The organism is Mycobacterium sp. (assembly GCF_035640695.1).
Classification (GTDB): Bacteria; Actinomycetota; Actinomycetes; order Mycobacteriales; family Mycobacteriaceae; genus Mycobacterium.
On the sequence record NZ_DASQVQ010000129.1, the window covers coordinates 18,145 to 31,659 of the forward strand.

Annotated in this window: 14 protein-coding genes; 6 read left to right on the forward strand and 8 right to left on the reverse strand. The window is 66.9% G+C overall.

Features of this window, described 5'->3' with window-relative positions:
- The first annotated feature begins 261 nt into the window (after nt 1–261).
- The 3 genes from VE759_RS14875 to VE759_RS14885 are packed head-to-tail and all read left to right on the forward strand — an operon-like array spanning nt 262 to nt 4,492.
- Nucleotides 262–3,225: an MMPL family transporter gene (locus tag VE759_RS14875; protein ID WP_324933742.1), complete on the forward strand. Its 2,964-nt coding sequence runs from the start codon at nt 262–264 to the stop codon at nt 3,223–3,225.
- The gene (locus VE759_RS14880; RefSeq protein ID WP_414687917.1) at nt 3,222–3,752 is read left to right on the forward strand and encodes an XRE family transcriptional regulator; all 531 of its coding nucleotides are present in this window, start codon (nt 3,222–3,224) and stop codon (nt 3,750–3,752) included. Before VE759_RS14875 ends, VE759_RS14880 begins: the two co-directional genes overlap by 4 nt.
- A complete protein-coding gene (locus VE759_RS14885) occupies nt 3,749–4,492 on the forward strand; it encodes an alpha/beta hydrolase (protein ID WP_324933744.1) in 744 nt (247 codons plus the stop codon). The genes VE759_RS14880 and VE759_RS14885 overlap by 4 nt, the downstream gene beginning before the upstream one ends.
- On the opposite strand, the gene VE759_RS14890 is transcribed toward VE759_RS14885, so the two are convergent.
- On the reverse strand, nt 4,468–5,004 hold the full coding sequence (locus tag VE759_RS14890; RefSeq protein ID WP_414687918.1) for a winged helix-turn-helix transcriptional regulator: 537 nt from the start codon (nt 5,002–5,004) through the stop codon (nt 4,468–4,470). The genes VE759_RS14885 and VE759_RS14890 overlap by 25 nt on opposite strands.
- Before the next feature lie 26 nt (nt 5,005–5,030).
- Between VE759_RS14890 and VE759_RS14895 the strand changes: the two genes are divergently transcribed.
- Nucleotides 5,031–5,462, forward strand: coding sequence for a CoA-binding protein (locus VE759_RS14895; protein WP_324933746.1), 432 nt, complete (start codon nt 5,031–5,033; stop codon nt 5,460–5,462).
- On the opposite strand, the gene VE759_RS14900 is transcribed toward VE759_RS14895, so the two are convergent.
- Together VE759_RS14900 and VE759_RS14905 are read right to left on the reverse strand one after the other, a co-directional pair.
- On the reverse strand, nt 5,459–6,172 hold the full coding sequence (locus VE759_RS14900; protein WP_324933748.1) for a hypothetical protein: 714 nt from the start codon (nt 6,170–6,172) through the stop codon (nt 5,459–5,461). The two genes, VE759_RS14895 and VE759_RS14900, sit on opposite strands and share 4 nt — an antisense overlap.
- Nucleotides 6,169–6,867, reverse strand: coding sequence for a hypothetical protein (locus VE759_RS14905; protein ID WP_414687919.1), 699 nt, complete (start codon nt 6,865–6,867; stop codon nt 6,169–6,171). Before VE759_RS14905 ends, VE759_RS14900 begins: the two co-directional genes overlap by 4 nt.
- A 65-nt stretch (nt 6,868–6,932) precedes the next feature.
- Here VE759_RS14905 and VE759_RS14910 point away from each other — a divergent pair, with 65 nt between their 5' ends.
- Complete coding sequence (locus VE759_RS14910) at nt 6,933–8,924, forward strand: M13 family metallopeptidase (RefSeq protein WP_324933749.1); 1,992 nt, start codon at nt 6,933–6,935, stop codon at nt 8,922–8,924.
- Here VE759_RS14910 and VE759_RS14915 read toward each other — a convergent pair.
- From VE759_RS14915 to VE759_RS14925, 3 genes are all read right to left on the reverse strand, one after another.
- Complete coding sequence (locus VE759_RS14915; RefSeq protein ID WP_414687920.1) at nt 8,921–9,925, reverse strand: L,D-transpeptidase; 1,005 nt, start codon at nt 9,923–9,925, stop codon at nt 8,921–8,923. The two genes, VE759_RS14910 and VE759_RS14915, sit on opposite strands and share 4 nt — an antisense overlap.
- A gap of 167 nt (nt 9,926–10,092) precedes the next feature.
- The gene (locus VE759_RS14920; protein WP_324933753.1) at nt 10,093–10,530 is read right to left on the reverse strand and encodes a dopamine receptor D4; all 438 of its coding nucleotides are present in this window, start codon (nt 10,528–10,530) and stop codon (nt 10,093–10,095) included.
- Nucleotides 10,531–10,619: 89 nt separating this feature from the next.
- Nucleotides 10,620–11,804, reverse strand: a complete 1,185-nt coding sequence (locus tag VE759_RS14925; RefSeq protein WP_324933818.1) for an MFS transporter — start codon at nt 11,802–11,804, stop codon at nt 10,620–10,622.
- A gap of 367 nt (nt 11,805–12,171) precedes the next feature.
- Here VE759_RS14925 and VE759_RS14930 point away from each other — a divergent pair, with 367 nt between their 5' ends.
- Nucleotides 12,172–12,564 (forward strand): PPOX class F420-dependent oxidoreductase, encoded by a 393-nt coding sequence (locus VE759_RS14930; RefSeq protein WP_324933755.1) that lies wholly within the window; start codon nt 12,172–12,174, stop codon nt 12,562–12,564.
- 33 nt (nt 12,565–12,597) lie between these two features.
- Here VE759_RS14930 and VE759_RS14935 read toward each other — a convergent pair whose 3' ends face one another.
- Together VE759_RS14935 and VE759_RS14940 are read right to left on the reverse strand one after the other, a co-directional pair.
- Complete coding sequence (locus VE759_RS14935) at nt 12,598–12,888, reverse strand: metal-sensitive transcriptional regulator (protein ID WP_324933757.1); 291 nt, start codon at nt 12,886–12,888, stop codon at nt 12,598–12,600.
- Nucleotides 12,885–13,490, reverse strand: coding sequence for a DUF305 domain-containing protein (locus tag VE759_RS14940; protein WP_324933759.1), 606 nt, complete (start codon nt 13,488–13,490; stop codon nt 12,885–12,887). Before VE759_RS14940 ends, VE759_RS14935 begins: the two co-directional genes overlap by 4 nt.
- Nucleotides 13,491–13,515 lie beyond the last annotated feature (25 nt).

Sequence of the window (13,515 nt, forward strand, 5' to 3'; positions counted from 1 at the left end):
ACTGTGTCCGGTCGCTTCGCTGCCGCCACGCACGCAAACGGTGTGATGAGCGGCAGATCGGTCCCATTGGGAAAATGGCCGCTGCCTATGGTGCCACTAGTTGCCGTGGGGTGGCGAATCCAACGAACTGATCACACAATGCAATCACTTCGGCCACACATCAACGGCGCTGGTCAACGCGTGCAACCGTGCCGCATGCTGGTATAAGCTCACGACCACGCATCGCCGGGGAGAAAGTGGGGAGTTGCTATTCAGCAGTTCATGATGCGGCTGAGCAGCACCCTGCGGAGATACCGCTGGGCAGTTTTCACGGCATGGCTGCTCGTTCTGATACCCGCCGCCCTGCTCACACTAAACGGGTCGAACCACCTCACCGGCGGTGGTTTCGAGGTCGCCGGATCCCAGTCGCTCAATGTGCAGTACCAGATCCAGGACCACTACACCGATCAGGGCGCATCGCCGCTGGCGCTGGTCGCCGCCCCACGAGCCGACGCCACGTACGAGGACATGAGCACGGCCGTCGCGCTGCTGGAAAACAAGGCCAAGGAAGTGCCCAGCGTCAGCGTCGTGCCGAACCCCCAGCAGCCGCCGCCGCAGCCCGATCGACCCTATGTGGTCGCACTCAAGCTTGACTTCAACAACACCGGCGCGGTGGACGTCGCCAAGCACCTGCGCCAAAACATCGGCATCAACGGCGACCAGCCCGGCCAGACCGCCGACGGCAAGGTCCGGCTGTACGTCATCGGCCAGGGCGCGCTCGGTGCGGCCGCACAGACCGCCACCAAGCACGACATCGCCGAGGCCGAGAAGTGGAACCTACCGATCATCCTGATCGTCTTGCTCGCGGTGTTCGGCTCGCTGGCCGCGGCGTCGATGCCGTTGATCTTCGGCATCTGCACCGTCGTCGTGACGATGGCACTGGTCTATCTGCTCGCGATGTTCTCGACAATGTCGGTGTTCGTCACATCGACGGTCTCGATGTTCGGCATCGCGCTGGCGGTCGATTACTCACTATTCATATTGATGCGGTTCCGGGAGGAACTGCGGGCGGGTCGCGACGACAAGCAGGCCGCCGATGCCGCGATGGCCACCTCGGGTTTGGCGGTGGTGTTGTCGGGACTGACGGTGATCGCGTCGGTGACCGGCATCTACCTGATCAACACGCCGGTGCTGACGTCGATGGCCACCGGGGCGATCCTGGCCGTCGCGGTCGCGGTGCTGACGTCGACCACGTTGACTCCGGCGGTGCTGGCGACGTTCGGTCGCGCGGCCGCCCGGCGGTCAGTATTGCTGCACTGGTCCCGCAGTCCGGAAGCCACCCAGTCGCGGTTCTGGTCGAGATGGGTGACGCAGGTGATGCACCGGCCATGGATCGCGGCGCTGGGCGCGTCGGTGCTGCTGCTGGCGCTGGCCGCGCCGGCGTTTGCGATGTCGCTGTCCAACAGCATGCAGCGGCAGTTCCCGCCGACCCATGAGATCCGCGGCGGCGTGAACGCGGCGGCCGAGGCGCTCGGTCCCGGCGCGCTGGGGCCGGTCCGGGTGCTGGTGACGTTCCCGGACGGGATTGCGTCCAGCCCGGTGCATGCGCAGGCGCTGGCGGCGATCCAGCAGGAGATGCAGCGCGCGCCCAACATCGTGGCAGTGCAGCCGCCGGTGTTTGCCGACAACAACGACAGCGCATTGGTTTCGGCGATTCTTTCGGTGGATCCGGAGGACATGGCGGCGCGCCACACCATCGACTGGATGCGCGATCATCTGCCCCGCGCCCCGGGCGCGGATCCGGCGCTGATCGACGTCGGCGGCCCGACCGCGTTGATCAAGGACTTCGACGACCGGGTGGCCGCCACGCAGATCACGGTGCTGGTGTTCGTCTCGGTCATCGCGTTCGTGATGCTGCTGATCTCTATCCGCTCGGTGTTTCTCGCCTTCAAGGGCGTGTTGATGACCATGCTGTCGGTGGCGGCGGCGTACGGCAGCGTGGTCGCGGTCTTCCAGTGGGGTTGGCTGAAAGACCTTGGCTTCCAACCAATCTCGTCACTCGACAGCAGCATCCCGCCGATGGTGCTGGCCGTCACATTCGGCCTGTCGATGGACTACGAGATCTTCCTGCTGACCCGTATCCGGGAACGGTTCCTGCAAACCAACAACACCCGCGACGCGGTGGCCTGGGGCGTGTCCACCAGCGCGCGCACAATCACCAGCGCCGCGCTGATCATGATCGCGGTCTACATCGGTTTCGCATTCGCGGGAATGCCGCTGGTGGCCGAGCTCGGCGTCGCGTGCGCGGTCGCGATCGCGGTGGACGCCACGGTGGTGCGGCTGGTGCTGGTGCCCGCGTTGATGGCGATGTTCGACCAATGGAACTGGTGGCTGCCGCGGTGGCTGGATTGGCTGCTGCCATCGGTGGACTTCGAGAAGCCGCTGCCCAAGGCCGATATCGGTGATCTGGTCATCATTCCCGACGACATCTCCAGCCTGGTGGCCCCCGGCTCGGATGTGCGGATGGTGGTGAAGTCCGCCGCCAAGTTCAAAAACCTTGCGCCGGATGCGATTACCGTCGCCGACCCGCTCGCGTTCAGCGGTTGCGGCCCGATTGCAGAGCCCGACGCTGCACCGGTCAACGGCGCGCGGCCGCGCGCCGCCGCCAACGGCAACGGCTACGGGTACGGCAACGGGTACGGCAACGGCCACGGGCGCACGCTGCGCAACGGCAGCGGTCGCAAGCAGCTGCCGTGGGCGGGCCGCCCCGTGCACCCGATCACGCTGTGGCGGGGCCGATTGTCGGTGGCGCTCGACGCACTGCAAACGGACGCGCGCAACGTGGCGGGTGTCGTCGAGCGGCACAGCCCGGTGGAGACCACCAACGTTCAGTTGCCGACCGGCGACCGGTTGCAGATTCCGACCGGTGCGGAAACGCTGCGGATGAAGGGCTACCTGCTGATGTGCCGCAACAGCAGCCGCGACTACGCCGAATTTGCCGAAATGGTTGATGCGATGGACACCCAGACGGCCGCGGTGGTGCTGGCCGGCATGGACAAGTATTACTGTGGTCAACAGCCCAGGAAGCAATGGGTGGCCACGCAACTCGTCCGCCGCTTGGCCGACCCGCGGCCGCAGGACGATGACGACGATCCGTCCACGGCGCTCGACCCGGATATCGACTGGTCAGAGGTCAAGCGGCGGTGCCTGTCGGTGGCCGTGGCGATGCTGGAGGGGGCGAGGTGACGTTGGCTGCGGACCGGCGCGGCGACACCCGCATGACGGGCGTGCCCCCGCGGACCCCGCCTGCGCGCCGTCAGGGCTGGTTGGCCTATGACAACAAGCCGGTGGAGTTTTGGCCGACGGCTGCGATTCGCGCCGCGGTGGAAAGCGGCGATCTGGCGGTCTGGCAACGCATCGTCGTCGCGCTCAAACGCGACCCGTACGGACGAACCGCGCGTCAGGTCGAGGAAGTCATGGAGAGCGCGTCGTCGGACGGGATCACGAAGGCGCTGACCGAGGTGCTGGCCCGCAGCCGATCCCACCTGGAGGCCAACGAACGGGCCGAGGTGGCACACCACGTGCGGGCGCTGCTTGACCGGTCCGGGCTCGGGGATCACGAATTCGCCTCACGCATCGGCGTGTCAAGCCAAGATTTGGCGGGATATCTCCATGGCGAGGTCAGCCCGTCGGCGTCGCTAATGGTGCGGATGCGCCGGCTGTCCGATCGGTTCGCGAAGATCAGGGCGCAGCGCGCGACGCGGCCCGAGTGACCGGCGGGCAGGCGCGAAGCGACGGGGGATCCGAACAGGTGTCGGAGGCAAGCTACGTCCTGATACCCGGCGCCGGGGGCAACGCGGACTACTGGCAATGGGTCGTGCCGCATCTGCGTGCGGCCGGCTGCGACGTGATCCCGGTGGACCTGCCGGCCGACGACGATTCCGCTGGTCTGGCGGCCTACCGCGACCGCGTCTGCGAGGCGGCCGCCGACGTGACCGGACCGCTGATCCTGGTCGCACAGTCGATGGGCGGGTTCACCGCGCCCCTGGTTGCCGATCGACGGCGCACCGACTTGATCGTGCTGCTTAACGCGATGGTGCCGGCTCCCGGCGAATCCGGAGGGCAGTGGTGGCACAACACCGGCCAACAACGGGCGTCGGCCGAGTATATGACGCGAATCGGCTTGAACCGCACCAAGTTCGACTTCATCGAGGACTTCTTCCATGACGTGCCCGCCGACGTCAAAAGCGTTGTGTTCAGCGCGCCAGAGCCCCGCCAGTCGGACACCCCGTTCGATGAACCGTGGCCCTTGTCGGGTTGGCCGTCGGTGCCAACGCGGTTCCTGCAGGCCACCGACGACCGCATGTTCCCGGTGGAGTTTCAGCGCCGCGTGGTGCGGGAGCGGTTGGGATTGGACATCGACACGATGCCGGGCGGACATTTGGTCGCGCTGAGCCGGCCGCGTGAGGTCGCCGAGCGGCTGGAGGACTACCGGCGCGAAGCCGGCCTGTAGATCTCGCGGTTCGGCGGCACCGTGTTCGGGTCGGTCGCCGCGGGCGTCGGCAGCATCCGCACCTTTTCGGGCTGGACGCGGCGCCCGGTTTTGGCGTTGACCATCCGCAATTCCACGGGGTCGCCGCTCGGGTCGGTCGGCACCAGCGGCGGACCATCTGCGGTCGCGCCCCACTTGTCGCCCCACGCCACCATCGCCATCAGCACCGGCTGCAGGTCGCGCCCTTTTTCGGTGAGCCGATATTCGAACCGGCTGCCCGATTCGCCGTAGGGCACACGGGCCAGCACACCGTGTTGGCACAACCAGTCGAGCCGGTCGGTGAGGGTGTTTCGGGCGATGCCCAGCCGGCGCTGGATGTCGTCGAACCGGGTCACCCCGAAAAACACGTCGCGCACGATCAGCAACGACCACCAGTCGCCCACTACCTCGAGGGTCTGGGCCACCGAGCAGTTCAGCTGACGAAACGATGCGCGCCGCACCACTCCAGGGTAGAAGACCTTGGCCAACTTCATCTAGTAATGCAACTTAGGATGGAGGTATGCCCGACCAACCGTGGACCGAGCCCGACGACGCCGAGCTGCGCGACATCCTGCACGGCACCCGCACCGTGGCGATCGTCGGGGTGTCGCCGGACCCGATGCGACCCAGCAACGAGGTATACCGCTACCTGGTGTCGCGCAGCGGCTACGAGCTTTATCTGGTCAACCCGACGATCGCCGAACTGGACGGCCGGCCCGTCTACCCGAGGCTGGCCGACCTGCCGGTGGTGCCCGACATGGTAGACGTGTTCCGTCGCCACGATCAGCTGCCGTCGGTCGGGGCCGAGGCGATCGCGGTCGGGGCGAAAACGCTTTGGCTGCAACTGGGTTTGTGGCACGAGCAGGTCGCGCGCGACGCCCACGCGGCGGGGCTACATGTCGTGATGGACCGCTGCCTGAAGGTAGAGCACGCGGGCTTGCTCGACGGCTAGCTCGGCGGCACCGGCTGCGGTGACGGGTTGATCGGCGACACGTCGAACACCTTCCAGTCCCCCTCGTCGTTCTTCGACAGCGTCACCCGCAACGACAACACCGCCCGCTCCGGTGGCGCCCCGCTCCGGCTCTGCGTGCCGCGCATGATCACCGCCACGCTGGCCGCCTGCGGGCTGAGCGCCTCGACGCCGGCGGAAACGGTTTGGGCCTGGGACGAGATGTTCTTGGCGGCCAACTCGGCAGCGGTCTTGGCGAAGGCGTTCTTGTACGCCGCGGCCTGGTCGGGTCCCATCAGCGCGGCCGCCCGATCGATGCTCGAGGTCGGGTCTTGCGGCGAGAAGGTCGCGGTGGCCTCCGCCACGCTGCTGGCCAGCCGAACCACCTCGTCCATGTCCTCGCCGCGTTTCCGATCGGGCACCGTCCAGCGGGTGTAGCCCACCAGCACCGCGGCGACCAACGCCGCCGTCGTCAGCCCCACCACCGCCAGCCGCAGACCCGGACCATCGTCGTCGGTGCCGACCGTCACCGAATCACGGCGAGCCAGGAAAAAATTCACGATCATGCCCTGCACGATCAGCAGGCAAAGCACCGCGCACACCGCGACCCACCACAGCGGCCAGTCGAGGATGAGACCGATCATCAACAGGGCGCCGATCGCGGCCAGCGGCGCGATGATGTCGAAGGCCACCACCCGGAGGATGTTTCTCACCGGATCGGCTCCAGCCGGGAGATCAACAGCTTGCCGTCGACGTCGGAGACACCGAGGCGCAGGTTCCAGCGCACGGTTTGTGGTTTGCCTTGGCTGCCCGCGTTCTCGCTGACCGACGTGGCCACGATCAGCACGGTGTCGGTGCGGGATGCGAACTCGGGCGGCGCCTGCTCCGGCTTGGGCGGTGGGGCGCCGGGCTGGGCGTCGAGGTTGTGGTGCAACGACTCGATCGACACCGAATTGATCTGGCCGCTGCTGCGCGCCTGCAGCGCCAGCACCACCTCGCGGTACGGCTTTATCACCGCGTCGAAGTCGTTGTTCAGCTCGCCGACCGTGCCGTCGTGCAGCCTGTTCAGGCTGCTGTCCACGTTGTCCTTGTTCATGTTGATCAGCACACCGGTCCAGTCGACGGCGGCCTGCGCGGTCCGCAACTCGTAATTGGCGTTCTCGACTCGTTGGTGATGGGCTGACCAAATCAGATAGGACAGCACGACCGCCCCGACGCAGACCAGGCCAAGCACCGCCGATGCGACACCGTAGGCGGAGATCATCGGGCCGGCGGCGTGGTCGGGGGGTGCGGCTTCGCTGTCGGGCGGTGCGGCTTCGCTGTCGGGCGGTGCGGCTTCGCGGTCGGCCGGTGCGGCGGCGCGCTCCTGGTCATCGCCGCTGTCAGCCTCAATGGGCTCGTCTGGCACGGCTGTGAGGCTACCCTTCCTGGCTGAGTCCGTGTCGGGCTTGGACACCGTGGCAGGATGGCCTGGTGACGGCTTCAATACCTCGTTCCGGCATCGACCTGTCCTACGTCGACGACCAAACCCGGCCGCAAGACGACCTGTTCGGCACCGTCAACGGCCGCTGGCTTGCGGAACATCAGATCCCCGCCGACCGCGCGTACGACGGCGCGTTCCGGGCGTTGTACGACCGCGCCGAGGAGCAGGTCCGCGATCTGATCACCGAGGCGGCCGACGCCGGCGCGCCGAGCGACACCGACCAGCAGCGCATCGGCGACTTGTACGCCAGCTTCATGGACGAAGACACGGTGGCCCGGATCGGGCTGCACCCGCTGCTCGACGAACTCGCCACCGTCGACGCGGCCGCCGACCCCACCGCCCTGGCCGCCGTGATGGGCAGGCTGCAGCGCAGCGGCGTCGGCGGCGGCACGCGCGCCTTCGTCGACACCGATGCGAAGGACTCGACGCGCTACCTGGTGCACCTGAACCAGTCCGGCCTTGGGCTGCCCGACGAGTCGTATTACCGCGACGAGCAGCACGCGGAGATCCTCGCCGCGTATCCGCGGCACATCGCCGCGATGTTTGCGCTGGTATACGGCGGCACCCCCGACGACCACATCGAGACGGGCGAGCGGGTGGTGGCGCTGGAGACCAAGCTCGCGGCCGCGCACTGGGATGTGGTCAAGCGCCGCGACGCCGACCTGACCTACAACCTGCGCCGGTTCGCCGACCTGCCGGCCGAGGCGCCGGGGTTCGACTGGTCTGGATGGGTGAGCGCGTTGGGCACTTCGCCGGAGGCGGCCGCCGAAGTGGTCGTGCGCCAGCCTGATTACCTGACGGCGTTCGCGGGGGCGTGGTCGAGCGAAGACCTGGAGGACTGGAAGCGGTGGCTGCGCTGGCGGTTGATCCATGCCCGCGCCTTCATGCTCACCGACGACTTGGTGGCCGAGGACTTCGCGTTTTACGGCCGCAGGCTGTCGGGCACCCAGCAGATCCGCGACCGGTGGAAGCGTGGCGTCGGGTTGGTGGAAGGCCTGATCGGCGACGCGCTGGGCAAGCTGTATGTCGAGCGCTACTTCCCCCCCGAGGCCAAGGCGCGGATGGACGAGCTGGTGGCAAACCTGCGGGAGGCGTACCGCGCCAGCATCAGCGAGCTGGACTGGATGACGCCCGAGACGCGGCGGCGGGCGCTGGCCAAGCTGGACAAGTTCACGCCCAAGATCGGCTACCCGAAGAAGTGGCGCGATTATTCGAGGCTGCGCATCGAACGCGACGACCTGTACGGCAACTTCCGCCGCGGCTACGCGGTCAACCATGACCGTGAGCTGGCCAAGCTGGGCGGCCCGGTGGACCGAGACGAATGGTTCATGACACCGCAGACGGTGAACGCGTACTACAACCCCGGCATGAACGAGATCGTGTTCCCCGCCGCGATTCTGCAGCCGCCGTTCTTCGACCCGGAAGCCGACGACGCCGCGAACTATGGCGGCATCGGCGCGGTGATCGGACACGAGATCGGGCATGGCTTCGACGACCAGGGCGCCAAGTTCGACGGCGACGGCAATCTGGTGGACTGGTGGACCGATCAGGACCGTGCCGAATTCGGCGCCCGGACAAAGGCATTGATCGAGCAGTACGACGATTACGTGCCGAGGGATTTAAAGGGACACCACGACTCGCACGTCAATGGCGCATTCACCGTCGGCGAGAACATCGGCGACCTCGGCGGGCTGTCGATCGCGCTGCTGGCCTACAAGCTGTCGCGCAATGGTAAGCCGGCGCCGGTGATCGACGGGCTGACCGGCGAGCAGCGGGTGTTCTACGGCTGGGCGCAGATATGGCGGACCAAGTCACGGCGGGCCGAGGCGATCCGCCGGCTCGCGGTGGATCCGCACTCGCCGCCGGAATTCCGCTGCAACGGCGTCGTGCGCAACATGGACGCGTTCTATGACGCGTTCGACGTCGCCGAATCCGACGCGTTGTATCTGAACCCGGCGCAGCGGGTCAGGATCTGGAACTAAACCTGCCAGTCCGAGGCGCCGTCGGGCTTGTTGTAGGTGCCGACCGAATTGACCACGACGATGGGGTCGCCGCTACCGAAGTTGTCGTAGAACCACTTCGCGTTGTCGGGACTGATGTTGATGCAGCCGTGGCTGACGTTTCGCTTACCCTGATCGGCCACCGACCACGGCGCGCTGTGCACGAAGTTGCCGCTGTTGTCGAACCGGACGGCCAGCTGGACATGCACCTTGTAGCCCTGCGGCGAGGTGTTCGGCACCCCGTAGGTCGCGGAGTCCATCAGGATGTCGGGGAACTTCTCGAGCACGTAGTACTTGCCATTGGGGGTGTCGTGACCCGCCATGCCCATCGACATCGGGATGGTCTTCTCCACCTTGCCGTTTCGAGCGACCGTCAGCTGGTGGGTGGCGTTGTCGGCGGTGGCGATCAGCTGGTCGCCGGTCCGGAAGCTCGACTTGGTGCCGGCCGCGTCGATGTTCACCGTGGTTTTGGCCGGCCAGAAGTCCAACGGGCGCCACCGCAGTTGGGTGTCGCTCGTCCAGTAGAACTTGCCGGGCACCGCGGGGCTCGACGAGATGTGTACCGCCTGCTCGGCCATCGGTTTGTCGGAGATCGGCACCGCGAAGTTGATCATGATCGGCTTGCCCACCCCGACCACTGAGCCGTTGACCGGATTGAAGGTCGGCGGCCGGAACGGCGGCGTGCCGGTGAACGGGGTCGGGTTCTGGCCCGCGGGGGTGCCCTCCGGAATCGGCATCGGCTGCGCGGCCGCCGGGTCAGCAGGCGATGCGAGCGGGTCAACCGGCGGCGGGGCCGCCAGCTGGTCAACCGGCGCCGGCGGCGGCACCACCGGCTCAACCGGCGGAGCGCCGGGATCGGGCTGTGCCAGTGCCGTGGGCGACGCCACAACCAAGGCCACGAGCACCCCGAACCAGGCGGTCAATGCGCGCCTCGGCCACTGCGACGGGGCCCAGTGCAATGCGCCTCCGGTTCGCCTAAACATCCCCACCTCCAGACCTCCAATGACCCTAGTTTTGCATAGGCGGCTGGGTGCCCATGACCACACGCCCCTTCACCACCCGACCGGCAACTATTCATTGCATCCGTCTGAGCAGCGGTTTTGTTACAAACCCAGCGGTCGAAATGCGAGCGAATCCGGAGATTGACGGATTATGGCGTCGGTGGCGGCGGCTGCGCGGGGCCCTGCGCCTGGGGACCGGCGGACAGTCCCGGCGGCGGCGCCGAGTTCGGGTCCAGCGGGCGCTGGGTGAGCAGCAGCAGGGCATCCTTGCCGCTGATGTTCTGGGTCTGCACCGCCTGCCACAGCTCCCGCAGGTAGGTCAGGCCGCGGCTCTGCGGGGGGCGATCCTCGGTAGTGCCGGGAGGCAGATTCTGCGGACTCGATAGATGGGGCACGCCGTTCGGCGGTGTCGCGGAGTCGGCCGCGAGCGCCTCCGGGGCCGCGTCCTGCGCCGCCGGCGGCGGTGGGGGCCCTACGGGTTGAACCGGGTCAGCCAGTGCCGACGGCGCCGTGATCACCAGGCCCGCGGCCGCGCCGAGCGCGCTCACCGTCGCTGCGCGAGCCGCGTTGCGGATATCGATGCCCACGTCAGACCTCCCTTGTGGTTCCAGTGTGACGCATGAGTCGAAATGGGGAGACGCCTTTGGCTAGCTCTCATTGACAATTAATCATCGAATCACGCCTGGCGCACGACGGCGGCAGGCAGGCGGAACAGTCCGCGGCTGACCAGCACCCCGACCAATGCCGCCGCGACCAGGACGGTTGAGCCCGCGATCATCACCGAAACGCCGCCCTGCTCGTAGATCACACCACCCGACAAGGCGCCCGCCATGATGCCGACTTGGAACGCGGCGACATAAAGACCGGATGCGCCGTCGGGGTCGTTCGGCGCGCTACGCATCGCCATGGATTGCAGCATCGGCGGCATCGCGGTCGACGCCGCGCCCCAGACCACGATTGCGGAAATCCCGACGATGATCGTCACGTGGCCCGGCTCGTCGGCGAGTGCCAACGACGTCAGCGCCAAGAATGCGAGCGCGAGCGTGGTCAGACAGCCCACGATCGCGGCCTTGGGGTGCCGGTCCAGGGGCCGGGCCATCACCGCCATCGACATCAGGCCGGCGACGCCGTAAGCGGCCAGCAGCCACGCAAGCTTCGGCCCGTGGATGCCGACCACGTCGCGGATGATGACCACGATGAACGTGTACGAGACGAAGTGGCCGGTGACGCCGATCAGGGTGAGCGCTGACAGCGTCACCAGTCGGGCGTTGCGGTGATGCCGCTCGCGGGTGCGGACATTTTCGATGTGCTCTTTGGACAGCGCCATCTGCGGCAGCGCGACCCATGCGGCCAGGGTGATGACAGCCGCGGCGACCGTGACGACGACGACCGCCAACCGCCAACCCCACAGCTGGCTCATCGCCGCGGTCAGCGGATTGCCGACGACCAGTGCGAGACTGGTGCCGACGTACACGGCGGTGGTCGCGCGGCCGGCGTGGGTGGGCGGCACCAGCCGCGCACCGATCGGCGCGATGACCGACCACATCAACCCGTGGGTGACAGCGCACAGCACCCGGCCGCCGGCGAGCACCACGAAGTTGGGAGCCAATGCCGAGATCAACTGCGACGCCGTCAGGCACATCAGCGTCACCAGCAACGTGCCCCGCCGCGGCCAGTGCGACGTCCAGCGCACCAGGGGCACCGTCGTCACCGCGGCAACCAATGCATAACTCGCGAGCAGCGTGCCGACCAACGCCTCGCTGACGTGCAGGTCGGCCGCGATCGCCGGGAGCGCACCGACCGGGACCATCTCCGCGGTGACGTAGATGAACGCGGCCGCGGCCAACACGGTCAGCTGCATCGCGATGCGCGCGGTCCAGGTGCGTGCGCGGGATACGTCGTCGGCGGGGCGGTCGCCGACGGGTCGACCGTTTACAAGGGTCCGTGGTCCGCCGGCAATGCCTTGCCGGGTGCCGTCATCGAAGGCGGTGTGGTCCATAGGCTCCAGAAGTGCAGTGTGCCGGACGAAACGCCGAAATCAATGCACCGGCGCGGCGGTAGACCGCAGTTTTTCATGCGCTGCCGTGCAGGCCCAAACCTAACCGCTCAGCGGCCGGATCGCACGCCCGGTTTCAAGGCCGGGTTTAAGCGGCCGTACCGCCCGGCAATAGTTGGCGGGGAACCAGGGTGGTAACCCTAAGAGATCCACGAGATCCAGAGGAGCAAAAATGGTTGCGGTTCCCGACGGCTACTCTGATTTGCTGGAACGACCACTGTATGCCCATCTGGCCACGACCCGGCCGGACGGCACGGTTCAGGTGAACCCGATGTGGTTCGACTGGGATGGCGAGCGGCTGCGGTTTACGCACACCACCAAGCGGCAGAAGTACCGCAACGTCAAGCAGCACCCTCGGGTAGCGGTGTCGATCGCCGACCCGGAGAACCCGTATCGATATCTGGAAGTCCGCGGCGAGGTCGAGGACATCGAGCCGGACCCGACCGGCGCCTTTTACCAACACCTGGCCAAGCGCTACGACGCGCCATGGGGTGATCAACCGCCGCCGGATGCGGCCGACCGGGTGATCTTCGTGATGCGGCCGACGGGCTTCAGCAAGCAGTAGTCAAAGCCCGCATTGGTCAAAGCCCGCACCGACTCAGGAGCGGACCAGGCGGGCGATGGCCGCCGAGGCCTCGGCGATCTTGGCGGACGCGTCCTCGCCGCCGGCGGCGACGGCGTTGCTGACGCAATGGCCGAGGTGTTCGTCGAGCAGCCCTAGCGCCACCGACTGCAACGCGTTGTTGACGGCGCTGACCTGGGTCAGGATGTCTATGCAGTACTTATCTTCGTCGATCATCCTGGCGATGCCGCGAACTTGGCCTTCGATTCGGCGCAACCGTTTGGCGTAGTCGTCTTTTCGCGACGAGTACCCGCGTGCGTCGGTCATTGCCTGGCCTGTCCTAACAGATGCTTCATGTAATCGATTTCCCTCTGCTGGGTGGTGATGATCAGCCTGGCCATGCTGATCGTGTCCCGGTTCTGACCGTGGGTGATCTCCTGCTGGGCCATCGCAAGCGCGCCCTGGTGATGGCCGATCATCGACTGCATCCACAACTTGTCGAAGTCGGCGCCATGAAGTGACTGCAGCCGGTTCATCGTGTTCGGATCGACCATGCCCGAAATGCCCATGTCTGCGTGTCCCATGTGATCGGCTTGGGTGGGCTGGTCCCACTGCGTGAGGTAGCCCTGAAACGCGGTGATTTCGCCCAGCTGATCGCGCTGGATCTCGCTGGCCAGTGTCAGCAGATCGGGGTTATTCGTGTGACTCGGCACCATCGTCCCCATGTCAACAGCCTGCTGGTGATGCGGAATCATGTTCTGCAAGAACATGACATCGTCGGCGTTGTGCTTGGCTACCTCGGAGTCCTGCGCCGTGGTGGTGGTGTGGCCGGCGTGTGCATCGGTTGACGACCCGCCACAGGCGGCCAATGTCGTGCCGATCACCAGCGCGCCGACAGCGGCGGCGGCACGCACGGTGATGGACGCCATGCCTCTCACTGTACCGATACCCTAC

Coding starts and splice junctions, on each gene's coding strand:
- VE759_RS14875 (WP_324933742.1), top strand. CDS start 262: ATGATGCGGCTGAGCAGCACCCTGCGGAGATACCGCTGGGCAGTTTTC.
- VE759_RS14890 (WP_414687918.1), bottom strand. CDS start 5,004: ATGAAGTTGGCCAAGGTCTTCTACCCTGGAGTGGTGCGGCGCGCATCG.
- VE759_RS14895 (WP_324933746.1), top strand. CDS start 5,031: ATGCCCGACCAACCGTGGACCGAGCCCGACGACGCCGAGCTGCGCGAC.
- VE759_RS14915 (WP_414687920.1), bottom strand. CDS start 9,925: ATGTTTAGGCGAACCGGAGGCGCATTGCACTGGGCCCCGTCGCAGTGG.
- VE759_RS14925 (WP_324933818.1), bottom strand. CDS start 11,804: ATGCAGCTGACCGTGTTGGCCGCGGCCGCGTTCATCTACGTCACCGCG.
- VE759_RS14930 (WP_324933755.1), top strand. CDS start 12,172: ATGGTTGCGGTTCCCGACGGCTACTCTGATTTGCTGGAACGACCACTG.
- VE759_RS14935 (WP_324933757.1), bottom strand. CDS start 12,888: ATGACCGACGCACGCGGGTACTCGTCGCGAAAAGACGACTACGCCAAA.
- VE759_RS14940 (WP_324933759.1), bottom strand. CDS start 13,490: ATGGCGTCCATCACCGTGCGTGCCGCCGCCGCTGTCGGCGCGCTGGTG.